At 45.6% G+C, this 22,334-nt stretch carries 20 protein-coding genes and 7 tRNA genes; 13 read left to right on the top strand and 14 right to left on the bottom strand.

Features of this window, described 5'->3' with window-relative positions; all coding sequences use genetic code 11:
* Positions 1-23: 23 nt before the first annotated feature.
* The 4 genes from LHL20_RS07345 to gltX form a co-directional block, all read right to left on the bottom strand.
* A tRNA-Glu gene (locus tag LHL20_RS07345) sits at positions 24-99 on the bottom strand.
* A 158-nt stretch (positions 100-257) separates the two neighbouring features.
* Positions 258-333, bottom strand: a tRNA-Glu gene (locus LHL20_RS07340).
* A 142-nt stretch (positions 334-475) separates the two neighbouring features.
* Positions 476-551, bottom strand: a tRNA-Ala gene (locus LHL20_RS07335).
* Between the two features lie 87 nt (positions 552-638).
* On the bottom strand, positions 639-2,048 hold the full coding sequence (gene gltX, locus LHL20_RS07330) for a glutamate--tRNA ligase (RefSeq protein ID WP_226432825.1): 1,410 nt from the start codon (positions 2,046-2,048) through the stop codon (positions 639-641).
* A gap of 532 nt (positions 2,049-2,580) precedes the next feature.
* Between gltX and LHL20_RS07325 the strand changes: the two genes are divergently transcribed.
* The 5 genes from LHL20_RS07325 (at position 2,581) to LHL20_RS07305 (ending at position 4,761) form a co-directional block, all read left to right on the top strand.
* Positions 2,581-2,656 (top strand) — tRNA-Val (locus tag LHL20_RS07325).
* Positions 2,657-2,679: 23 nt separating this feature from the next.
* Positions 2,680-2,755 (top strand) — tRNA-Val (locus LHL20_RS07320).
* 36 nt (positions 2,756-2,791) lie between these two features.
* A tRNA-Val gene (locus LHL20_RS07315) sits at positions 2,792-2,867 on the top strand.
* Between the two features lie 31 nt (positions 2,868-2,898).
* Positions 2,899-2,974: transfer RNA gene (locus LHL20_RS07310), tRNA-Val, on the top strand.
* A 167-nt stretch (positions 2,975-3,141) separates the two neighbouring features.
* On the top strand, positions 3,142-4,761 hold the full coding sequence (locus LHL20_RS07305) for a response regulator (protein ID WP_159622934.1): 1,620 nt from the start codon (positions 3,142-3,144) through the stop codon (positions 4,759-4,761).
* Between the two features lie 8 nt (positions 4,762-4,769).
* Here the strand turns inward: LHL20_RS07305 and LHL20_RS07300 are convergent, their stop codons facing one another.
* Both LHL20_RS07300 and moaA read right to left on the bottom strand, forming a co-directional pair.
* Complete coding sequence (locus LHL20_RS07300; RefSeq protein WP_159622936.1) at positions 4,770-5,297, bottom strand: GNAT family N-acetyltransferase; 528 nt, start codon at positions 5,295-5,297, stop codon at positions 4,770-4,772.
* A gap of 117 nt (positions 5,298-5,414) precedes the next feature.
* A complete protein-coding gene (moaA, locus tag LHL20_RS07295) occupies positions 5,415-6,383 on the bottom strand; it encodes a GTP 3',8-cyclase MoaA (RefSeq protein ID WP_226432833.1) in 969 nt (322 codons plus the stop codon).
* Positions 6,384-6,657: 274 nt separating this feature from the next.
* On the opposite strand from moaA, the gene LHL20_RS07290 reads away from it, so the two are divergent.
* The 7 genes from LHL20_RS07290 (at position 6,658) to LHL20_RS07260 (ending at position 13,565) form a co-directional block, all read left to right on the top strand.
* Positions 6,658-8,457: an ABCB family ABC transporter ATP-binding protein/permease gene (locus tag LHL20_RS07290; protein WP_226432824.1), complete on the top strand. Its 1,800-nt coding sequence runs from the start codon at positions 6,658-6,660 to the stop codon at positions 8,455-8,457.
* A 5-nt stretch (positions 8,458-8,462) separates the two neighbouring features.
* The gene (locus tag LHL20_RS07285) at positions 8,463-8,678 is read left to right on the top strand and encodes a DUF3820 family protein (protein ID WP_159622940.1); all 216 of its coding nucleotides are present in this window, start codon (positions 8,463-8,465) and stop codon (positions 8,676-8,678) included.
* Positions 8,679-8,796: 118 nt separating this feature from the next.
* Positions 8,797-10,110, top strand: coding sequence for a pepsin-like aspartic protease (locus LHL20_RS07280; RefSeq protein WP_226432823.1), 1,314 nt, complete (start codon positions 8,797-8,799; stop codon positions 10,108-10,110).
* A gap of 1 nt (position 10,111) precedes the next feature.
* Positions 10,112-10,930, top strand: coding sequence for an SAM-dependent methyltransferase (locus LHL20_RS07275; protein WP_226432822.1), 819 nt, complete (start codon positions 10,112-10,114; stop codon positions 10,928-10,930).
* Positions 10,927-11,469: a GNAT family N-acetyltransferase gene (locus LHL20_RS07270; RefSeq protein WP_226432821.1), complete on the top strand. Its 543-nt coding sequence runs from the start codon at positions 10,927-10,929 to the stop codon at positions 11,467-11,469. Before LHL20_RS07275 ends, LHL20_RS07270 begins: the two co-directional genes overlap by 4 nt.
* A 134-nt stretch (positions 11,470-11,603) precedes the next feature.
* Positions 11,604-11,813 carry a hypothetical protein gene (locus LHL20_RS07265; RefSeq protein ID WP_226432820.1) on the top strand — a complete coding sequence of 70 codons (210 nt, stop codon included), beginning with the start codon at positions 11,604-11,606 and terminating at the stop codon, positions 11,811-11,813.
* Positions 11,814-11,822: 9 nt separating this feature from the next.
* Complete coding sequence (locus tag LHL20_RS07260) at positions 11,823-13,565, top strand: GGDEF domain-containing protein (RefSeq protein WP_226432819.1); 1,743 nt, start codon at positions 11,823-11,825, stop codon at positions 13,563-13,565.
* 128 nt (positions 13,566-13,693) lie between these two features.
* Here LHL20_RS07260 and LHL20_RS07255 read toward each other — a convergent pair whose 3' ends face one another.
* The 4 genes from LHL20_RS07255 to LHL20_RS07240 form a co-directional block, all read right to left on the bottom strand.
* Positions 13,694-15,037, bottom strand: a complete 1,344-nt coding sequence (locus LHL20_RS07255; protein WP_226432818.1) for a class II 3-deoxy-7-phosphoheptulonate synthase — start codon at positions 15,035-15,037, stop codon at positions 13,694-13,696.
* 143 nt (positions 15,038-15,180) lie between these two features.
* The gene (locus LHL20_RS07250; RefSeq protein ID WP_226432817.1) at positions 15,181-16,086 is read right to left on the bottom strand and encodes an ATP-binding cassette domain-containing protein; all 906 of its coding nucleotides are present in this window, start codon (positions 16,084-16,086) and stop codon (positions 15,181-15,183) included.
* 24 nt (positions 16,087-16,110) lie between these two features.
* Positions 16,111-17,100, bottom strand: a complete 990-nt coding sequence (locus LHL20_RS07245; RefSeq protein WP_226432816.1) for a FecCD family ABC transporter permease — start codon at positions 17,098-17,100, stop codon at positions 16,111-16,113.
* Complete coding sequence (locus tag LHL20_RS07240) at positions 17,078-17,566, bottom strand: low molecular weight protein-tyrosine-phosphatase (protein ID WP_226432815.1); 489 nt, start codon at positions 17,564-17,566, stop codon at positions 17,078-17,080. The genes LHL20_RS07245 and LHL20_RS07240 overlap by 23 nt, the downstream gene beginning before the upstream one ends.
* A 93-nt stretch (positions 17,567-17,659) precedes the next feature.
* On the opposite strand from LHL20_RS07240, the gene pepE reads away from it, so the two are divergent.
* Positions 17,660-18,406: a dipeptidase PepE gene (gene pepE, locus LHL20_RS07235; RefSeq protein WP_226432814.1), complete on the top strand. Its 747-nt coding sequence runs from the start codon at positions 17,660-17,662 to the stop codon at positions 18,404-18,406.
* Here pepE and bioD read toward each other — a convergent pair.
* From bioD to bioB, 4 genes are read right to left on the bottom strand one after another with little or no spacing between them, the layout of a single operon-like run.
* Positions 18,377-19,066, bottom strand: a complete 690-nt coding sequence (gene bioD / locus LHL20_RS07230; RefSeq protein WP_226432813.1) for a dethiobiotin synthase — start codon at positions 19,064-19,066, stop codon at positions 18,377-18,379. The genes pepE and bioD overlap by 30 nt on opposite strands.
* Entirely contained in the window at positions 19,063-19,875 is an 813-nt protein-coding gene (locus LHL20_RS07225; RefSeq protein ID WP_226432812.1) for a methyltransferase domain-containing protein, read from the bottom strand. The genes bioD and LHL20_RS07225 overlap by 4 nt, the downstream gene beginning before the upstream one ends.
* Positions 19,872-21,122: an aminotransferase class I/II-fold pyridoxal phosphate-dependent enzyme gene (locus LHL20_RS07220; protein WP_226432811.1), complete on the bottom strand. Its 1,251-nt coding sequence runs from the start codon at positions 21,120-21,122 to the stop codon at positions 19,872-19,874. Before LHL20_RS07220 ends, LHL20_RS07225 begins: the two co-directional genes overlap by 4 nt.
* Positions 21,122-22,246 (bottom strand): biotin synthase BioB, encoded by a 1,125-nt coding sequence (gene bioB, locus LHL20_RS07215; RefSeq protein WP_226432810.1) that lies wholly within the window; start codon positions 22,244-22,246, stop codon positions 21,122-21,124. The genes LHL20_RS07220 and bioB overlap by 1 nt, the downstream gene beginning before the upstream one ends.
* Between the last annotated feature and the right edge of the window lie 88 nt (positions 22,247-22,334).

Raw genomic sequence — 22,334 nt, 5'->3', positions numbered from 1 at the left:
TAATCGACTGTGACGCGATAAAATGGCGTCCCCTAGGGGATTCGAACCCCTGTTACCGCCGTGAAAGGGCGGTGTCCTAGGCCTCTAGACGAAGGGGACTGAAAATCTTCTTTCGAAAGCTTCGCTTTCGAGATTTTCAGTAAGGCAAAGTGAGCCAGCGAACTGAGCGACTTTTTCTTACTGATTTTTCAGTCAGAAGTTGAATCATCAACTCCAGCCTATTTCACAGTTTTAATCGACTGTGATGCGATAAAATATGGCGTCCCCTAGGGGATTCGAACCCCTGTTACCGCCGTGAAAGGGCGGTGTCCTAGGCCTCTAGACGAAGGGGACAGAAATTTTTCTAGTGAAGCAAAGCTTCACTAAATTTCTGTAAGGCTAGATGAGCTCTGCGAATCGAGCGACCTTATCCTTACTGAAATTTCCGTCCGAAGTTAAAAACTCCAGCCTAAATCAAACCACATACTCTGTAGCTTGGTGGAGCCAGGCGGGATCGAACCGCCGACCTCCTGCATGCCATGCAGGCGCTCTCCCAGCTGAGCTATGGCCCCGTCATAGTCCTAATCACTTTTTGTGTGACTGTTCCGTGACAGCGGGGCGCATTCTAGGCATCCCCCCCTGTCATGTCAACGGTTTTTTTATGAATTTTCTCTGTTTGCTATAAAAGTGAGCGCTTTGTCGATTCTCTCGCCAATTTTCTCTTTTGAAAGCAGATTCAAGGTGATATCTAACGATGGCGAGTTGCCACCACCGGTAACAGCTACACGCAACGGCATACCTACTTTACCCATACCAACTTCCAGTTCTTCTGCCGTACCATTAATAGCGGCTTGAATATTTTCAGGGTTCCACTCTTCAATTGCCATTAATTTAGCTTTCACGTGCTCAAGAGGGCCTTTCGCTACTGGTCGAAGATGCTTTTTCGCAGCGTTGGCGTCAAAATCGTCGTAATCTTGATAAAAATACGTCGATATCTCTGCAAGCTCTTTCAACGTCTTAACACGGTCTGCTTGAATCGCAATTATTGACTCAAGCGCAGGTCCTGCTGTTAAGTCCACGCCTAAAGCGTCAAAATGCCATTTAGCGTGAGAAGCTACTTCGCTCGCTGGTAGCGATTTAATATAGTGCTGGTTCAACCAAATCAATTTTTCCGTATTGAATGCAGAAGCTGACTGCCCTATCGCATCAAGACTGAACTTCTCAATCATTTCGTCTAATGAGAAAATCTCTTGGTCACCATGAGACCAACCAAGTCTAACTAAATAGTTAAGCACCGCTTGTGGTAAGAAACCATCGTCGCGATATTGCATTACGCTCACTGCACCGTGACGCTTTGACAACTTCTTACCGTCGTCACCTAAGATCATAGAAACGTGTGCGTACTCTGGTACTGGTGCACCAAGCGCTTCAAGAATATTAATTTGGCGTGGCGTATTGTTTATATGGTCTTCACCACGAACTATGTGAGTAATTCCCATATCCCAATCGTCAACAACTACGCAAAAGTTATAAGTTGGTGTGCCATCAGAACGCTGAATAATTAAATCATCAAGTTCTGTATTACTGATTTCAATTTTGCCTCGAACATGGTCGGTAATTACTACTTTGCCTTCAAGCGGGTTCTTAAACCGGATAACAAAAGGTTGGCCTTCAGGGTGGTCAGTTCTGTCTCGCCAAGTACCAGGGTAACGAGGTTTTTCGCCACGCTCTTTTTGCGCTTCACGAATGGCATCAAGTTCTTCTGAGCTCATAAAGCATTTATATGCCTTACCTTCATCAAGCAATTGTTGAATTAGCTCTTTATAACGATCGAAGCGATCAGTCTGGTAAATAGGACCTGTATCCCACGTTAATCCAAGCCACAACATTCCGTCTAAGATGGCCTGCTTTGCTTCTTCTGTTGAACGCTCGATATCTGTATCTTCAATACGAAGTACAAACTCGCCACCATTATTTTTTGCTAAAAGCCAAGAATAAAGCGCTGTACGTGCGCCACCAACGTGAAGGTAGCCTGTTGGGCTAGGTGCAAATCGTGTAACAACCGACATGGTCACTCTCTATGTGTTAAAAAATTTCTAAAGTTGCGCGCATTCTACCAGTGTCAGCGTGATGACAAAAGACGGTAAGCACTTTCAAGGCTATTTATATCTTCTTAAGCAAGTTGGAGGTGAAAAAGGACAGACACTTTCTTCGTGCTCAGCTTCATCTACATAGACAAGCAGTATTGGACTGTTACTTTTTAGAAATAATAAGAAAAAAAGTGTCTGTCCGCTTTTCATATATCTGTCCGCTTTTCATATATACATCTAATAAAAGAGTGGGTGTCCAATTTAGATATGCAATTTAGATATGTAAGGTATCTGGGGTAGCTGAATGAGTGTGTGTCCGATTTACGTTAGATTTGTCTTTTGCGTGTGAATTAGGGTGAAAAACGCGGCGCTTTTCATCAATTTAATCAAGATACGAACAGAATGTTTAAATTTCCGCCATACGATCACTTTTCTTTAATTTTATAGTTGACACTAACGGAACCGACTCTATAATACCGCCCCACTTGCTTAGGCAAGCAAACAAAGAGATGGACGCTTAGCTCAGTTGGGAGAGCATCGCCCTTACAAGGCGAGGGTCACTGGTTCAAGCCCAGTAGCGTCCACCACCTTCTTTGTTTTGAAACTAAATGGACGCTTAGCTCAGTTGGGAGAGCATCGCCCTTACAAGGCGAGGGTCACTGGTTCAAGCCCAGTAGCGTCCACCATCTTTCTAAAAGATTTAGTTTCTCGAATTACATATCGGACGCTTAGCTCAGTTGGGAGAGCATCGCCCTTACAAGGCGAGGGTCACTGGTTCAAGCCCAGTAGCGTCCACCATCTTCTTTGTGTAATTCCTCAAAAATCAATTGGACGCTTAGCTCAGTTGGGAGAGCATCGCCCTTACAAGGCGAGGGTCACTGGTTCAAGCCCAGTAGCGTCCACCACTTCTTTTTCCCCTATATCTTCAACATTGCACTAAAGTTTTATCGCTAAATATCCGATAAGCATGTTATACGCGAATTAACGCAACTATTTGTTATAACAACTATACTTACCTTATCTCACTTTCGTGATATGGTTGGGTATTGTACCTATTATCGGTTTTATGTGGATGAAACTTAACTTAGCTAAAAACACTAAGTTGTTGATTGCAGAGGATCAAGTGCTGGCCAAAAGCCATATGCACTATGCCCTCGAGCAGTTGGGTTTCAAAAACATGGACTATGTCGATAGGCCCTCACACGCTCTCGTTGCAATGCAAGAGCGCGATTATGACGGTATCATTTGCTCTTATAGTCTTCGTTCTGAACAGGGTGGCTATTTTTTACTTGAGCAACTTAATGCAGAACAAACCCTTCCCCTAACCAGCGCCTTTATTTTTACAAGTGCCGATACTTCTTCTGAAGTTGTTCATGCCATCATTGAACTACAGCCTGATGAGTTTATTGCAAAGCCCTTTTCAGTTAACGAACTTGATAAGCGACTATCTCGCGTTTTGTCGCGCAAGCATGCGCTTCGAAATGTCTACCTGCAAATGGACAAAAAAGATTACGAAAAGGCATTAGCTGAAGTTGAAAATTTTTTGCTTCAGCCTGAACACTCAGAGCACTTCCCACTTGCGCTAAAAATTAAAGGCGAGATGTTGGTGCAAACGCAGCGCTATCACGAAGCAATTTCGTTTTACGAATCCATCATCAATATTCAAGATTTTAGCTGGGCGAAACTTGGCATTGCCACCTCATTGATGGCCTTAAACGAGTTTGACGACGCAGAAAGGGAAATTATACAACTGGCGCTTCGTCCCGACGCCGCGTTAAATGCCTACGACTTACTTGCGAAGCTCCAAATCAAGCAATCTGCTTTTGACGATGCATTAGAAAGTACCTCTCTTGCCTGCGACATTTCGCCTAGGAACATTCCACGGCATCAGCAAGCAATAGATCTGGCGCGTATTACACACGACTATGAAAGCCAGTTTAATAGCGCAAAAAAAATGGTGCGCTATGCCAAGGGCTCTATCCACGACAGTCCTGAGATTTACCTGACTGCCGCTCGTGCAGGCGTGGATTTTGCGATGACGTCAGATCCAGAGCACGTGAATAATATTGTAAAACAGACCGGTGAATACCTTCGCCAGTTAAAACGCGCGCACCCTAAAGCGGTAGTCAATGATGAACTTGCAGTCATCGATGCACGCCTTCATTATTTGAAAGACGACGTTGTAAAAGCGCAACAATTACTGTCAGATTTTAATGTAGACGGTGATCAATATCATTCTACCGAAGCGCTACTCGATAGAGCCAAGGCACTTCATGAAATAGGTATGCGTGCTAAGTCACTTGAAATACTAGATGCCATTGCCGAGAGAGAGCCGTCAAAAACAGGGGAAGTAAACCTACTTGCCACCTACTTGAAACAAGAACGAGCAGAAAGAAAAGCCATTACGTTGAGCCCCAAAACACTCAACAACACTGCAGTGGCCCAATACAAAAAAGGCCACTTGGAACAGTCGTATACCACGTTTTCTCAAGCATTTAGAGTAATGCCCAAAAACCCTTCTATTGCACTTAACTATCTACAAGCAATAATTAGAGCCCGAAGAAGTAACACCCCACTGCCCCCTAACACGGTAGACGCTATCAAGAAATGTAGAGAAACATTAGAAACGGCCTCATTGTCTGAGGAGCAACGTTCACGCTACGAGTCAGTGATGCATATTCTCAACCGTTAGGCAGTCTGCTAATTGGTGTAAACCACAACAGTTTCATGAAATAGTTTATCTTTGTATTCAAGTTCGTGGCTGAAGGTCATACCAAGCTTTTTCATGATATTGATAGATGCAGCATTGTCTGGATTAGCAATAGCTGAGAATTTCTCAACGCCGATATCGAATAAAGCATCCTTTACTGCCATAGCAGCTTCGGTTGCATAGCCTTTACCCCACGTGCTGCGTTTAAAACGCCAACCTAGTTCCATGTTATCGCTTTCGGGATTTTGAGTAAAAAAGCCAAAGGGGCGAACTAGTATCCATCCAATACTCTCTTTTTCAGCCAGCGTTTCAACACGCCATAGCCCCCACCCTAATGCGGGGTTGGAGTATGCAAGAAAGCGAGGTACAAAAATGTCGCGAATATCTTCCTTAGAAGATTTTTTCCCGCCATTGATAAACTTCATTACTAGTTCGTCTTGATCGAGTTCCCATAAGAAGTCGGCATCAGCTTCTGTGATGTAGTGGTAGGAAAGACGCGCACTGTCCATGATATGCATATACTTCCTTTTTCATTATTATTTTTAATTATGTCTTAATCGATGAATATAGCTCATTTTTGCAACAAACCAAACAAAATACGACTAATTTCGCCTAATGTTTTTTACTCACTTACCTTAACCACCTAACATGGCAAGGTGTTTAGTTGCGCCGGTTTTGCCTTCGTGTAAATAGTGCGTTTCGTGCTTTTGGCCAAGCACGTTTTGAAGAAACTGCACTACTTCATTTACATCACCACCTGCCAAAAGCTCGCGCATATCAATGCCAATTTCACTAAATAAGCACAAATGCAATTTGCCTGGCGCAGAAACGCGTAGTCGGTTGCAGGTTTTACAAAAATCTTTGCTGTACGGCATTATCAGACCAATTTTGCCCGCGTAATCGGGGTGATAAAATTCTTGAGCAGGACCTGCGTCTTTGCGACGTAGCAACGGCTGCCACCCCATCTCAACCAGCGTATCTTTTAATGGTGTGCCACTTTGATGCTGTTTATTGAAAAATTTATGAAGATCGCCAGTTTCCATCAGCTCGATAAAACGTAAGGTCACGGGCATATCTTTTAGCCATGCAAGAAAACGGTTCAAGCGGCTATCTGAAAAATCGTTAAGCAGTACCGAGTTCACTTTTACATCTAAGCCGCAATCGATAGCTGCGTCTAAACCTCGCAACACGGTTTTAAGCTTATCTTGCCCTGTAATAGCAGCAAACTGACGTGGATCTAAACTATCAATGCTCACATTAACCTGATGAAGGCCTGCCTCTTTCCACTGGGCAGCAAACTTTTCCATGCGACCACCATGCGTAGTCATAGCCACACGGTTTATCCCAGGCGTATTAGCAGTTAAACGTAGAATGTCCAGAAAGTCGCGGCGAAGTGTGGGCTCCCCGCCCGTTAGCCGTACTTTAGACGTACCCAGTTGCGCAAAGGCTTTTAGCAAGGTATCTATTTCAGCAAGCGACATGAACTGGTCGCTAGAAGGGCCGTCGTATCCATCAGGCAAACAATACTGACAACGGAAGTTACACGCTTCGGTCACTGACAAACGTAAATAATGAAACTGTCTACCGAAACTATCTTCTAACAAACTCACTCCTCGTTGCGTTGCCTGTTGGCATTGCATATCTCTTTTACTTTACGCTTTTCTAACGCTATACGTTTAGTAGTTACTAAACTAAACCACTTGTAGTGTACGATGCGAGAAAACAGATTTAAATACCTTCATGAATATAAATAAGACCAAATTAATCTCTTAGATCTTTCAAAACGTATTTCAAACAGCGTAATAGCGAAAAGTCGTGTACTCTACTACACGGTTATACCGCCCGTTCTTTTATCCTTACTACATTTCACACTATAAAATGAGAAGAAACCGATTTCCCACCAATGTCGATGAACCTGTTAAATGGCACGTTCTTTCGCAACTTTGGCCTTATTTGCTTGAATTCAAGCGCCGTGTAGCGCTGGCACTTTTGTGTTTGATAGCAGCTAAACTGGCCAGTATTGGCCTGCCCTACGTGCTTAAGTACACGGTCGACAGTTTAAACGGCGACTTAACCACATTAGCCCTAGCGGTGCCTATTAGCCTTATCATTGCTTATGGCGCTTTGCGGCTTATAAACGTTTTGCTTGGCGAAGTGCGCGACACGCTATTTGGCCGCGTAACAGAGCGAGCCATGCGAAGGCTTGGGCTAAAAGTGTTCAAACATCTGCATAACCTCGACTTAGGGTTTCATTTAAACCGCAGAACGGGCGGCTTGTCGCGAGATATTGAGCGCGGCACCAACGGCATTAGCTTTTTAATGCGCTTTATGGTGTTTAACATAGTGCCTACCCTGCTAGAAATTGCGCTTGTTGTGGGCCTGCTTTTGGTGCAGTTTGGCGTATCTTTCGCCATGATCATCATATGCAGCGTGGTGGCCTATATTGGCTTTTCTATGAAAGCCACAGACTGGCGCACACGCTTTGTTACTCAAATGAACGAGGCCGACTCTACCACCAACTCGCGAGCCGTAGACAGCTTGCTTAACTTCGAAACGGTAAAATACTTTAACAACGAGGCATTCGAGGCCAATCGCTACGATACCGACCTTGCTGCATGGGAAAAAGCACGCCGTAAAAACCGACTGTCCCTTTTTGCATTAAACGGTGGGCAGGCCAGCATTATTGCTATTGCAATGACCTCTATGATGGCTAATGCCGCGTTTGGGGTAATTAACGGCGAAATGACCATAGGTGATTTTGTTCTGATAAACGCCTTTACCATGCAAATATTTATGCCGCTTAACTTTTTGGGCTTTGTGTATCGCGAAATTCGCGGCAGCCTTGCTAACATCGATAAGCTATTCGACTTACTCTCTCAGGCGCCAGCCATTAAAGATGCCGATAATGCGTCTACGTTAGTTACGACCAACCCCGTCATCACCTTTGATAACGTGGCGTTTGCGTATAACGAAAAGCGCGAAATTTTAAAGGGCATCAGTTTTGAAGTACCCGCAGGTGCTAAGGTAGCCGTGGTGGGTGAAAGCGGTGCAGGAAAATCAACGCTAATGAAACTACTGTTTCGCTTTTATGAGCCAAGCAGCGGTAGCATTAACATTGATGGGACAGACATTCGCAGTATTACTCAACAGAGCTTGCGCAGTCACATAGGCATTGTCCCGCAAGATACCGTGCTGTTTAATACCACGCTGCTTGAAAATATTCGCTACGGTAATCCAGATGCTTCTATTGAAGACGTTGAAGATGTCATTAAGCTGGCGCATCTGGAAGATTTTATTGCCAAGCTTCCCGATAAGCTTGAAACCACAGTGGGCGAGCGTGGCTTGAAACTGTCTGGTGGCGAAAAGCAGCGCGTTGCCATAGCAAGAGCACTACTTAAAGGCGCGCCTATTATGATTTTTGATGAGGCCACAAGTTCGTTAGACAGTACCTCAGAGCGTGCCATTCTTTCTGCCCTTCGCGATGCTGCTAAAGGGCACACTAGCTTGGTCATTGCCCACCGCTTATCAACTATTGTTGATGCTGACAAAATTTTGGTGCTTAAAAACGGTCATATTGTAGAAGCAGGCACGCACTCTGCGCTTTTAGCCGCCAATGCTGAGTACGCGACTTTGTGGCACGCACAGCAACGTGAAAAGCACGCAGACAACGAGCAATAAGATAGATGGATCCGACACTAATAAAAGATGCCATTAACCAAGTGATGCCATTTGGCAAATACGCTGGTAGGCGATTATTTCATTTGCCTGAACCGTATCTTGTGTGGTTTCACAAACAAGGGTTCCCCCAAAACAAACTGGGGGAACAACTTGCATTGATGTACGAAATAAAACTTAACGGGCTAGAGTCTGTTGTCGAACCTTTATTAAACGACGATTAGCCTAAAAAGCTACTGAGGTACTCACTTCCTAGCTACGAGATTAACCATAAAAATCTTGCTTCAAGCTCTTCTACTTGATACGGTTTTCTTTGTTAATGAACTAGTTAGGAAGTCTAGTTTGACTCGCTCACTTCGAATCCCGCTTACCAACGTTTACGCTAAAGGCGGCTATTGCGCCCATGTAAAGCTAGGAAAGCATCAGCACCCCGTTAATTTAGTGCTAGATACCGGCAGTAGCACGCTTGTGGTACACAACGGTAGCTACCAGCCAGAGAAAGATACCGCTTTAACGCCAACATCTTATGAACAAGATGTCTGCTACGGCATGGGCGGATGGTATGGGCCAGTGGTTAATACCCGCGTGTCTTTTCACGGGTTAGGGCTAAGTATTCACTTAGACAATGTGCACGTTGCCGTGACGGCGAAAGAAGAAAGCCAGAGCTTTGCACAGGCAGACGGTATTTTAGGTCTTGCCTATGACGGGCTGAATACGGCGTATGACTTAACGTCATTTTTGCAAACCCGTGACGTCAGCCCAGAAGTGACGTACCCGTATACCATGAGTCAAACCGATGACAGCGTGCGAGATTATCGCAAATGGTTGCACCAGTACCCCAGAAAAGCACTGGTTCCTTATTTTACCCAACTAGAAGCGCAAGGTGTTGTCGCTAATCAGTTTGCGCTACTCACGCACCGTTCTAGTATTTTCCAAACCAACAGCCACTGCCCTGTTCGAAAGCTACAGGCCAGCAAAGCCAACCATGGCTTATTGGTACTTGGCAAACCGCACATTCATGCCGATTTGTATAAGCCGCCTATTCTCACGGCGAAAGTGCTTCACGACAAATACTACAATGTAAACGTAAAAGCGGTGCAAATAGACGGCCAACCCAAACGCAGCGCGCCTGCGTTAAAAGAAAATGAAGTGAAAGGCTATTGTACCAATGGCATTGTAGACAGCGGCGCGTCGATGGTGATGTTTCCACCCTCGCTGTATAAACAGCTAATGGACGATTTTGCCAGCCATAACGCTCAGTTTACCGAGTTACTTACTCCCTTTATGACCTTTGATGGTACTGAAAAAGGCATTGACGCAAATAAGGTAAACCTTAACGACTGGCCGAACATTTATTTGTACCTTGAAGGTGAAGACACAGACATTTGCCTGTGCATTTCGCCTGAATACTACTGGCAAATACACGCACCAGCGCCTGAGCTTGCGTCGTTTAAAATACTAAGCACGCCTAATTGGCCAAATCAGAGTATTCTGGGGTTGCCCCTACTTAATAACTACTACACCATTTTTGATAGGGAAAATGGTGATAAAGGCGTGGTTCAATTTGCCACACAGGCCACATTAAGCGACGCCCTGCATTTAGAAAGCAGTCGACTTTTTCACGCCCACACCGAATTAGACAGTAACAAGGAATAACATGAGCGCATCGCAAGCAAAATCAACGGCACAGCAAGGCAGCATTGTATGCGTTGGCGTGGGCATGACCTTGGGGTCACATATTTGCCCGCTTAGTCGCAGTTATATTGAACAAGCCGATGTGGTGTTTTGCAGCATGTCTAACCATTTTACCGAACTGTGGGTAAAAGAAATGAACAGCGACGTGCGTAGCCTGCAAACCTTGTATGCCGAAGGCAAAGACCGTCGCGATACTTATAAAGAAATGGTAGAAGCCATGATGGTAGAAGTACGCGCTGGAAAAAAAGTGGTTGGCGCTTTTTATGGCCACCCCGGCGTGTTTGCATGGGCACCGCACAAGGTAATAGAAGTAGCCCGTAACGAAGGTTTTGACGCACATATGGAAGCCGGCGTATCGGCAGAAGACTGCCTTTATGCCGATTTAGGCATAGACCCAGGTAAAACAGGTTGCCAACACTTTGAAGCGTCGCAATTTATGTTTTACGAACGAAATATCGACCCTGCGGCCTACCTCATTTTATGGCAAGTAGGCATTGCTGGCGACAGAAGCGCCGCCCGCTTTGAAACTACAAACGTATATAGAACTGTGCTTAAAGAGCTGCTTTTAGAGATATACCCAAGCGATCATAAAGTTGCGCTGTACGAAGCCAAAACTTTACCCATTGACGAAACTCGTATGGATTGGATTGCGTTAAGCGACTTCGATAAGGTTGTGGTTAATCAACACACCACTATGGCCATTCCACCTGCCACAAAAATGCAGCGCAACCACAAAGTACTAGCTCGCTTGGCAGAATTAGACGACCAGAACGGCCAATGACCGCCTTTTACACCGAGCGTTTAAGCCATAGACTGCTAGAAGAGCAAGATGTGGCGTTTGCTGCCTCGCTTTATCAAGACCCCAAAGTGATGCGGAAAATTGCAACGTCTTTTTCTAAAGAAAAGTCGGAACGGTCAATGATGGCAGCGGTAAAGGCGCACAATGGAAGTGTTCTGAATTTATGTGTATGGCTAATTAGCGAAAGAAGCACAAGCAGACCAGTTGGCATTCAAATGTTAAATTGGAAAACAGCAGGAAGCAAAAGTGCAGAGGCAGGAATTATGCTTCACCCTACTGCAAACGGAAAGCAGTTCGCTTTCGAGGCTGTTGGTGCAATGCTAGATGTGGGCTTTCATATTTATCATCTTGATCACATTTATGCTCAATTTAATACAACAAATATTCCCGTTGCCAAATTCGTAGAAAAACTTGGTTTCACTACATTTTTACCAAGTGAAAAAGAAGCACCTAGCGACTGCTCTATTTACCGTGCTGATTGGCAAAGATTAGTTCAGCCTACACTAACTCAACAAGCCTAGTATATGACCGTCAGTTTAACGGTAGTGTTCATTTCAAGATATGTATATAAATACGTAATAAGTTACACAATACACTGTAGAGTATTGGTATAGTATGTTGGTTTTTTGTTATCTATAAAAAAAAAGGAAAAATTATGAGCGCAGTACAATTATTGGAACAACTTGGTGCAAATGCTGAAAACTCTGTAAGTAAAGAGCTAATCGGTGCATTAGGCGAACATGTAAATCAAAACGGAGAAGTAATGTGGTGTCTTATGTTCCCAGCAGAAGATGATGAGAACGCAGATAAAAAGGACGAAGACAAAGATTCTGATTCAGAAAAGAAAGACGAAATCACGCATTAAGATTGTATTATGATTCGGTGGCTCTTACTCTTTTGTACATTGGCCGTAGTTCCCTGTGTCGCAGATGTCTATGATGATAAGCTTAAGGAAGCTGACTTTCTCAAGACTAGCGATTTCATAGCATTCGAACGTGTATTGAATAGTTTTGAGCCCAACCTAAGAGATTTAACTAAAGAACAATATTTTTATTATAAATATTTATTGGGATTCAAAGTTGGCTTTGCGGGTGATGCTGCAGGGGCGATTATACATTACAAAGAGTCTTATCAGGGAACTTCAAACCCTGTGTTAAAGTTAAATGCTCTCTCCGCAATAGTGAATGTTTACGGAATTAGCAGAGACTACTCTGAAGCATTTAGAACTGTATCTGAAATCCACTCATTACTAGAACATGTGGACGACAATACTCGTTTAGCAGCACTAGTTAGGCTCTCTATCTTTTACAATCAAATGGGGGAACATTTATTAGCTAATAAATATGCAGAGCCGCTGTTATCACAAAACCTAGAACCACGAACAATGTGTTTTGTATCTAACGTGGTAGCTGACGGCTATTATGAACTCCGCAGCTCACTTTTTCTGGGACAAATTAATAGGACTTTAGAGACATGTGGTAGCTTAGCTGAGCCAGCCGCCACTGCTACAGCAACATTGCTAAAAGCCAAATATTACTTGGACTCGGGCGAAACGTCCAAAGTAAAAAAATTGCTTACCGAGACTTACACTACCGCAATTAAGTCAAAGTACCCTAGAGTACTCGCGCAATATTACTTTTTATCTGCGCAGGTAAACTTTAACGACTCCAATCTAATTGCTGCTCTAGAGGACGTGCAGGCAGCGCTTGATTATTCACAGAACCTAGGAAATTCATTACCGAGAGTAGAATCTCTTCGACTAATTTCTGAAATTTACGAAGCAGACGACAATCTAGGTAGGGCATTAGAATATTACAAACTCTACGCAGAAGCCGAAAAGGCCTTTCTTGACGAGACCAAGGCCAAGCAGCTTGCCATTCAACAAGCTAAAATTGAGTCTATTGAGAAAACTAACCAAATCGCCCTACTCGACAAAGAAAACGCGGTATTAAAAGCTGAAGCCCGTGCGGGTAAAGAAGAGCAGCTTAATGCTCAGCTAACTGCTGGTATGCTGGCGCTACTTGCCCTTGCAACACTAATGTGGGCATACAAAAACCGCCGTATGCACCTTATTTTGCGTCACAAAGCACAAACTGACCAACTCACTAAAATTGCAAACCGTAGCCACTTTAGTGCCGAGTCAGAACAGCTATTAAAACAGCGTAAGTTAGTTAAAACACCAGTGGCATTTATTATTTTCGACTTAGATTTCTTCAAGCAGGTTAACGATAACCACGGCCATATTGTGGGCGATTGGGTATTAACCAACGCTGTACAAGCCGTTAAGCCTCTATTGCGCGCCACCGATAAGTTTGGCCGTATGGGCGGTGAAGAGTTTGCCATTATGCTTGCGGGGTGCGATGCACAGCAGGCGATGGCCGTTGCCGAGGATTGTCGTCAAGCCATAGAAGCTATGGATTGTTCACCCTCTGGTGCAGCGTTTAATGTCACCGCAAGTTTTGGCGTAGCAGACTCTACCCAGTGCGGATACAATTTTGATAAGTTATATGGCTGCGCTGATGAAGCCCTTTATCAAAGTAAGCATGCAGGTAGAAATCGCGTTTATCTCTATCACCCCAGTACACAGCAAAGAGCACAAACATTGGTGCACGCTTAGCGTGAATACATGGCACGTTCATTTTTGATATGACTGCTAATAGCTAACACTTATTTCATAAAAAAAGCCCCAGCGACCGCTGGGGCTTTTGTTTACTTTGCTAAATACGCTTTATTAAATTAAGCGCGTTACGCATTTCTAAGGTGGTCTGCCACCAAGAACGCCATTTCCAATACTTGGTCGGCATTTAAGCGTGGGTCACACTGGGTTTTATACGCTTGTGCTAGGTCGTCATCGCTAATTTGATATGCACCACCTGTACACTCGGTTACGTGCTGCCCTGTCATTTCAAGGTGAATACCACCAGCATGAGTGCCTTCTGCGTCATGCGCTTGGAAGAACTGCTTAATTTCACGCAAAATAGCATCGAAGTTACGGGTTTTATAGCCGCTTGATGCCGAGAAGGTGTTGCCGTGCATTGGATCAGAGCTCCACACCACATGACGCCCTTCTTCTTTAACGCGACGCAGTAAGCGCGGTAGATTATCTGCCAAATTATCTGCGCCCATACGCGTGATCAAGGTTAAGCGACCAGGGTCGTTAAGCGGGTTCAATGCGTCAATCAAACGAATAAGCTCGTCTTCTTGCATGCTTGGCCCTACTTTCACACCAATGGGGTTGTGAATACCGCGGAAGAATTCTACGTGCGCATGATCAAGCTGACGCGTGCGCTCACCTATCCACACCATGTGCGCTGAACAATCGTAAGGTTTGCCTGTTAAGGTGTCTACACGAGTAAGCGCCTGCTCATAATTAAGTAGAAGCGCTTCGTGCGACGTGAATAACGATGTTTCATGTAACGTCGAGCTAGTTTGCGCGTTAATACCAATAACGTCCATAAACTCGAGAGTGTCTTGAATACGCATAGCCATATCAGAATAACGCTCTTTAAGCGGGTTATTCTCTACAAACGCCATGTTCCAACGGTTTACTTCGTGTAGGTCGGCCAAACCACCTTGTGCAAACGCGCGCAGCAAATTAAGCGTTGATGCGCTGCGATGATAGGCTTCAAGTAAACGGTCTGGATCTGGTCGGCGTGCAGCTTCGGTAAATTCAAAGTTATTAATAATGTCGCCGCGATAGCTTGGCAAAGTTACACCGTCGCGGGTTTCAAAGTCAGATGAACGAGGTTTTGCGTATTGCCCCGCCATGCGCGCCACTTTAGTCACCGGGCAACGACCAGCAAAGGTTAAAACAATCGCCATTTGCAGCAACACTTTAAAGGTGTCGCGAATTTTTGGTGCGTTAAACTCGTCAAACGATTCTGCGCAGTCACCGCCTTGTAGTAAAAAGCCTTTGCCCAAGCTTACTTCACCTAGCTGACGTCGAAGCTCGCGTGCTTCAGCCGCAAAAACAAGTGGCGGATACGTACTAAGAGTTTGCTCTACTTCGTTTAGTCTTACTTTATCGTCGTACTCGGGTTGTTGAAGAATAGGTTTATTTCTCCAACTGTCTACTTGCCAATTACTCAACGGTGTTCTCCTGAAAAATATGTACGTAGGGCAAATGTTTTACTGAAAATGCTGACTCAAGCGTAGCGCTTTTTTACAATCAGTCTAATTTGAAAAATTGAATGCTATTATTGTTTTTGGGCACTGAAGGCACTTTACCACATTTATTCCAAGGTAATAGGTGCGCAAACTTGAATTTCTAGAAAGTTATCGTGCTTGCTTATAGCAAAATGGCATTCAAACACACGCTCAAGGTTAGCCTGAGTGGCAACATCGGCCGGATTTCCCTCTGCTACTATTTTGCCCTTTTGCATTAGCCATAAGGTGGTCGCGTAATTTGCACTAAGTGCAATATCATGTGAGCTCATTATAACCGTATTGCCTTTTTCGCTTAGCGCCTTTGCCAGCTGCGCTACCGCATATTGATGGCGGATATCTAACCCTTGTAAGGGCTCATCTAAAAGCACCAGGGCCTCGCCCTGCTCTATCGCTGGCCAAAGTTGAAGCAGAGCTCTACATATCTCTACCCGTTGGCGCTCTCCGCCAGACAATTGGGTCAGTATTTTGGGTAGAAAGTCGGTAACCTCTAAAGCCTTTTCAAGTAGCGAAGGTATACCCGAAGAAGCCTGTATGTCTGCATAAAATTGCAGATACTCGTGCACGGTTAAATGAAAGCTGCATTCGGTTTGCTGGGCAAGTAACGTGCGCATTGACGCTAAGCTCGCCAGCGACCACGACGATACAGGCTTGTTAAATAGTACAACGCTACCCGCACCTGCTTTTAATAACCCGGCTAATACCATTAGCAGCGTAGATTTACCCGCGCCGTTTGGCCCGAGAATGTGTACACACTGGCCTTTGGCAACAGTTAATGACGCGCTTTGAAGGCGATTAGATACCGACACGTCATTTAGCGATGCGACTTCTAACGCGACTTGCAATGAAACGTTTGACGAGCTCTGTGACGTGCTATTTGACAAAATATTCGCACTCACCGCTTTCCCGTGTTCAGCCGCTGCTTTGTTGGTGCTACTCAATGATGGGTTAGCATTGTGTGTGTGTTTATTCATGCTGTTCACGCCATGCATTAAGGGTTACCCCTTAACCTGCCCTTTTGACAATGCCCAAATTAATAATGGGCCACCAAGAGTTGCGGTAATCATTGATACCGGCAATGTAATGGCGCGCGTAAGCTCAGAGCACAATGCCACCAATAACAGCATGCACGCGCCCGCGAGCGCACTTAGCGGTAGCAGTAGCGCATTATTGTACCCCACAACACGGCGTAGAATATGTGGTACTAGCAAACCGACAAAGGCAATCGAGCCCGCCATAGACACCGCAGCCCCTACCGCGACAGCACTGGCAACCAGCGCACGCTCTGTCAACTGTTCAACATTAACTCCACTGCTTTTCGCGGCAATATCGCCGGCATAGAGCTTGTTAAGGTGCTTGGCAACGTAAAGCTGATAACTAACGGCCACCACTACAAAAGGAGCACCTAACGCTAAAATAGGCCAGTTAGTTTGATACAAACTGCCCATCAGCCAAAACGTGAGATTTCGAAGCGCGTTCGCATCGCTTAGCATGTAAAGCCACGCAATAATAGCGCCGCTTAGGGTAGAAATTGCAATGCCCGACAAAATAACCGCAGTAGCAGAGCCCAGCAATTTTCGCGCAAGCCGATAAATGATGAAGGTAGAGGCAAGCGCCCCTAAAAAGCATCCGACAGGCAAAATATAATGCATATACGCGTTTGCCCAGTCAGGCGTAAGCAGCAATAAAATAGCCGCTACCAGGCTGGCACCACTGGTTATGCCCACAATACCTGGGTCGGCCAGCGGATTTCTTAACACCACCTGAAGTGTTGCGCCACTTGTTGAAAGTGCCGCCCCCACTAATACAGCGGTTAATACCAACGGCATTTGAATTTGTAGCGTAATGTGCTGTTTTAGCGTGTCTGGCGAGTCAGATAACATGACAACCGCTAGTATTGCCACCGCAGAAGCAGTGAATAAAACAGACAGCAGCGCGGTGATCACCGCGGATGCTTTATAAGGTTTAGTCGTGTTGGGCGTTAGCACTGTTGGCCTTAATGTGCGCAATTAATCCATCTGACGCAGCTTCTATTAAGTCTAGCACCAACTCAAAGCCGCGTTTTCCGCCGTAGTAAGGGTCTGGCACTTCTTTGTCTTCTTCGTCTGCATAGTCTAAAAACAGCTTAATTTTGTCGTGATATTGCGCTGGCGACATGCCGTGCAGGTTAGACAAATTGCTGTTATCCATAGCCAAAATATAGTCAAATTTTTCAAAATCACTTTCATCAACACGACGGCATTTCAGCCCTTTAAAACTGTAACCGCGTTCAACGCCTGCCGCCTGAGAGCGCTTATCCGGTGGGCTACCAATGTGATAACCATGGGTGCCTGCCGAGTCAATATTCAACGACAATCCAGCCTCTGCCGCTTTTTGTTTAAACACCGCTTCTGCTGTTGGAGAGCGACAAATGTTACCCAAACACACGAATAACACCGATATTGACTGTTCCATTTAACTTCCTTTCACCATGCTATAACGGAGCGTGACTAAACTTTATGTTCAGTTTCACGTATGATACGCCGTCAGAAAAATTGTGGAGTTTGTATGACCGCACATGTACTTATGCTGAGCAGTTCACGTCAAGGTAGTGAGCCTTACCTCGAACACGCCAGAGCGCTTATTTTTGCACACTTAGGTGATATTCGCGACCTTCTATTTGTTCCTTATGCCGCCGTAACACAAAGTTATGATGCATATGTTGATGCCGTGGCTAACGCGCTACCAGAATGCAAGGTAACGGGTTTACACAGTGTTGACGACCCAGTAGCCGCCATAAACAACGCAAAACAAAACGGCCAAGCAATTGTGGTAGGCGGAGGAAACACCTTTCACCTATTGTCGACTCTTTACGCCAACGCGTTAATTGTACCTATGAAGCATGCTATTGCCGATGGCACGCCTTATATTGGTTGGAGCGCGGGTTCAAATATTTGTGGGCAATCTATTCGCACCACCAATGATATGCCTATTATTGAGCCACCGAGCTTTGATGCGCTCGATATTGTGCCGTTTCAAATTAACCCACATTACACCGATTACCAACCGCCAGGCCACAATGGTGAAACGCGTGATCAGCGCCTTGCAGAATTTACCGCGCTTAACCCAACAACCCCGGTTGTTGCCATTCGCGAAGGGACGGCCCTTAAATTAAGCGAAGCTACACTTACTTTTGAAGATGGTCGCGAAAACAAGGCCGACAGCGAACATGACGGTTTTATCTTTTTAGGTAATGAGAAAACGCCAATTAATGCCGGCGATAGCTTAAACCAATTGCTCGATAGCGTGCTGTAAAACAACGTCAGAGGGTTCGGCTTTAAACGGTATTTCCGCCAGCAATGGCGCTGGCATCATGGCTTTTAACGATGTGAGGTTTTCATCGTATCGCGTCATGTTGCCAGTGACATCGTTTGCTACCCAGCCAGCAATGGTAAGGCCATCGGCAAGAATAGCTTCGGCAGTAAGCATTGCGTGATTCAAGCAGCCCAAACGCATTCCTACCACTAAAATAACCGGCATATTTAGCGATTTAACCACGTCAGATAAATAGCGTGTCGGCGCGTTTTCATTGCCCAAAGACAGCGGCAGTCGCCAACCACCCGCACCTTCCATTAAAAGGAAGTCTACATTGTAGCTTTGTAAGTGGTTCAGTCCTTTTTCTATGGCATCTTGCGTAAGCTCGACACCCGCTTCGCTTGCCGCTATGTGCGGCGCAATAGGCGGCTTTAGTGCAATGGGGTTTATTTCGCTAATGGGTAAAGACAAGCCGCTTGCCTTTTGAATATTAGCGGCATCCTCGTTTACCCATTCGCCATCAACTAAGTCGCAGCCCGCTGAAATAGGTTTGTAACCTATTGAGGTAAGCTTTGCTTGAGTTGCTGCGCGAAGAAGGTGACAGGTTACATAGGTTTTACCCACTTCGGTGTCTGTCCCGGTTACAAAATACTGCTTCATCTTTGTTCCAATCTGAAATGACTTACTCGGTAGGTAAGCGGTAACTCACTGCCCACGGCGCTAATGTTCTGATAGGCCATGGCGAGCTTCTTGATATCTCGGCGCGATAATGGCGGCTGCTTCTTTCCGGTTTCACCCGCGCCTACCCCTTTGACAGAGTGAAGCAGCGACATAATTGATGAGTGACTGTCCACATAATCTTTGGTGATCACGCGCGTAAGTACGAGGGGAGATTGTTGAAATGCATTAACCCACGTGGTCGTTGACGGCATTGGCGTAGTTGCCTCAACAAGCTGAGCAATTTTGCGTGCTTTTTTAAGCTCACTGAATGAGCCATCAACCATAATGGCCAATTCGGCAACACCGCCATGGCTAAGCACTTTACTGATCTGCTGTGCCACAATAGCCGGTGAGCTTGCCCATTGCAGTGCCATGGATGAAAACACGGTAGTAAATTGCCCCGATTCAAAAGGCAGCGACATGGCGCTAGCATGCACAAAATGTGGGGCTGGGAAGGATTCTCTTGCTACGCTAAGCATTCCTTCGGCAATATCTACACCCGTAGTATTCGCGCCCCGCTCGCTCAGCGCTTGTGTGTGCACGCCCGTACCGCAGCCGATATCAAGCGCGTTACCTGAAAGTTTTTGAGGTAAGTTGTTCAGCGCCTCATGGGCAATCACTTTTTGAATACAGGCAATACTGTCATAGCGTGTCGCCGCTTTTGAAAAACGTGAGGCAACTGCGCGCTCATCCATTGCACTCGCGTTTGCGTTTTCACCTAGTGCAATTCTGTTTTGCTCGGCGTTCACTCGCTACACTCCTCTGCGGCAAGCGCAATGGCATCAAGCAGCACATCAATATCTTGCTGAGTATGATTGGCTGACAAGGTAACGCGCAGCCTATCTTCGTTTTTAGGGACCGTAGGATAACGAATGGCCGTTACCCAAATACCGCGGCGTTTTAGCCCTTCACTTAATGCCACTGCGCGTTTAGGGCAACCAACAATAATAGGCTGAATAGCACTGTTTGAATCGGCAAGCGTAAGCGTTGTTGTGCTACTAAACTTAGCGTTAAAGGCATCTCTGAAATGCATAATATTTTGCGTTAAGGCATCGCGACGCGGCCTGTCACTGGCAATATGGGTAAGTGAATAAAGGGTTGCCACCGCCTGTGCGGGGGGCATGGCCGTTGAATATACATAGTGTTTGGCAAAATTAACCAAAAAATCAATCAGCACCTGACTTCCGGCAATAAACGCGCCTGCGGTACCAATGGCTTTGCCAAAAGTGCCCATGACGATAGGCACCTGCTCTTGTGTTAGCCCCAACGCTTCAACCGTGCCAAAACCGTTTTCACCCATTACGCCCATGCCGTGAGCGTCATCTAGCATAAACCATGCATCGTATTGCTTGGCTAACGCCGCTATTTCAATGCTTGGTGCATAGTCACCGTCCATACTAAACACGCCTTCACTGACAATAAGCGTATCTTGATTGTCTTCTGCATTGCAGCGCTTTTGTAACAGGCTTTCTAAATGCGTTAAATCGTTATGCTTAAAGCGGCGTAGCTGCGCTTGCTCTGCTACGCACATAGCGCCTTCTAAAAACGACGCATGCATCAGTTTGTCGGCCAATATATGGCTTTGCAGTTTTGAATTAGACGCAGGGTTTGATGACGCAGGCTTACCCGCATGACGTGAAAACAACGCCATGCACAAGGCTTGATTAGCCGCAAAACCTGAATTAAACAACAATGCCGCCTCGCGATTGAGACCATCGGCAATATACGCCTCAAGCGCTAAATGCGCTTGTGTATGTCCTGTCACAAGCGGAGATGCACCGCTACCTGCGCCAAATTGCGCCAACCCTTCTACCCACGATTGCAATACCCCTTCATGCTGACGCATCCCAAGGTAATCGTTGCTCGAAAAGTTAAGGTAGTGCTCGCCATTAATACAAACAATGTTGTCTTTTTCATATTGCTGGCAATGGCGCTGACGAAGCAGGCCATGCTGGGCACGCTCCGTCAATTTTGCTTCTAACCAATTAAAAGCCATTAGGCATCCATCGTACTAGGCGTTTTATCGCTTTTTGCTTTTGGCTTACTGGCGTCATAAAACAAGTCGCCACTGTCTGTTTGTTCTTGCTGCTGCGCTATTTCTTCCTCTAACACTTGTTGGTGTGCTTCATCAGAAAAATCGCGCGTACGCTCGGTATTGATACCAAGCTTTTTAAACAACATTACATCTTCGTGGGTGTCTGGGTTTGACGTGGTTAACAGCTTGCAACCATAGAAAATAGAGTTTGCGCCAGCCATAAAGCACAGCGCCTGCATCTGCTCGTTCATTGCCTCGCGGCCTGCCGATAAACGCACGTGAGATTTTGGCATCATTATACGCGCCACGGCAATAGTGCGAATAAATTCGAAATAGTCGAGGTCTTCCACATTATCAAGAGGTGTACCTTTTACCTTAACCAACATGTTAATTGGTACACTTTGCGGCTGCTCAGGTAAGTTCGCTAGCTGCACAAGCATGCTTGCGCGATCGCTTACTGTCTCGCCCATACCCACAATACCGCCAGAGCATACGTTCATCCCCGCTGCTCGCACGTTTTCTAGCGTGTTTAAACGGTCTTGATACGTACGTGTGGTAATAATGTCGCCGTAAAATTCTGGCGATGTATCAAGGTTGTGGTTGTAGTAATCAAGGCCTGCTTGCTTTAAGGCTACCGCTTGGTCGCGTGTTAGCATGCCAAGGGTCATACAGGTTTCAAGGCCAAGACTTTTCACCTCTTCAACCATTTTAACAATATAAGGCATGTCTCGGTCGCGTGGGTTTCGCCACGCAGCGCCCATACAAAAACGCGTTGAGCCAACCTGTTTGGCTTCTTTTGCTCGCTGGATCACTTTTTCAATTTCAAGCAAGCGCTCTTTTTCAAGGCCAGTGTCATAGCGCGCGCTTTGCGGGCAATATTTACAGTCTTCAGGGCATGCACCTGTTTTAATCGACAATAGCGTACTAACTTGCACTTCGTTTGGGTTGAAGTGTTGTCTGTGTACCACCTGCGCTTCAAATAGCAGGTCGTTGAACGGCATAGCGAATAATGCCTCTACTTCGGCTTTGGTCCAATCGTTACGAATAGTTGTCGTTTGCGCCTGTTGCGCTGAAGCCAGTGTCATTGACTGTCCTTTACTAATTAAGAATGCTGGCTTAGTCTATGCGTCATTGCAAAGTTGTCAACTCTGACCATTTCAAAAGCTTTACTAA

Origin of the sequence: Alteromonas sp. McT4-15 (assembly GCF_020515205.1) — a bacterium.
Taxonomy (GTDB): Bacteria; Pseudomonadota; Gammaproteobacteria; order Enterobacterales; family Alteromonadaceae; genus Alteromonas.
The sequence above is the reverse complement of the archived record's forward strand: the minus strand, read 5'-3'. Positions and strand labels throughout refer to the sequence as shown.

Excerpts from the sequence above, each read along its gene's own strand:
- pepE (WP_226432814.1), top strand. The coding sequence starts at position 17,660 with ATGACCGCACATGTACTTATGCTGAGCAGTTCACGTCAAGGTAGTGAG.
- LHL20_RS07260 (WP_226432819.1), top strand. The coding sequence starts at position 11,823 with ATGATTCGGTGGCTCTTACTCTTTTGTACATTGGCCGTAGTTCCCTGT.
- LHL20_RS07220 (WP_226432811.1), bottom strand. The coding sequence starts at position 21,122 with ATGGCTTTTAATTGGTTAGAAGCAAAATTGACGGAGCGTGCCCAGCAT.
- LHL20_RS07285 (WP_159622940.1), top strand. The coding sequence starts at position 8,463 with ATGGATCCGACACTAATAAAAGATGCCATTAACCAAGTGATGCCATTT.
- LHL20_RS07300 (WP_159622936.1), bottom strand. The coding sequence starts at position 5,297 with ATGCATATCATGGACAGTGCGCGTCTTTCCTACCACTACATCACAGAA.
- gltX (WP_226432825.1), bottom strand. The coding sequence starts at position 2,048 with ATGTCGGTTGTTACACGATTTGCACCTAGCCCAACAGGCTACCTTCAC.
- LHL20_RS07305 (WP_159622934.1), top strand. The coding sequence starts at position 3,142 with ATGAAACTTAACTTAGCTAAAAACACTAAGTTGTTGATTGCAGAGGAT.
- LHL20_RS07265 (WP_226432820.1), top strand. The coding sequence starts at position 11,604 with ATGAGCGCAGTACAATTATTGGAACAACTTGGTGCAAATGCTGAAAAC.
- LHL20_RS07270 (WP_226432821.1), top strand. The coding sequence starts at position 10,927 with ATGACCGCCTTTTACACCGAGCGTTTAAGCCATAGACTGCTAGAAGAG.
- LHL20_RS07240 (WP_226432815.1), bottom strand. The coding sequence starts at position 17,566 with ATGGAACAGTCAATATCGGTGTTATTCGTGTGTTTGGGTAACATTTGT.
- bioB (WP_226432810.1), bottom strand. The coding sequence starts at position 22,246 with ATGACACTGGCTTCAGCGCAACAGGCGCAAACGACAACTATTCGTAAC.
- bioD (WP_226432813.1), bottom strand. The coding sequence starts at position 19,066 with ATGAAGCAGTATTTTGTAACCGGGACAGACACCGAAGTGGGTAAAACC.
- LHL20_RS07250 (WP_226432817.1), bottom strand. The coding sequence starts at position 16,086 with ATGAATAAACACACACACAATGCTAACCCATCATTGAGTAGCACCAAC.
- LHL20_RS07275 (WP_226432822.1), top strand. The coding sequence starts at position 10,112 with ATGAGCGCATCGCAAGCAAAATCAACGGCACAGCAAGGCAGCATTGTA.
- LHL20_RS07290 (WP_226432824.1), top strand. The coding sequence starts at position 6,658 with ATGAGAAGAAACCGATTTCCCACCAATGTCGATGAACCTGTTAAATGG.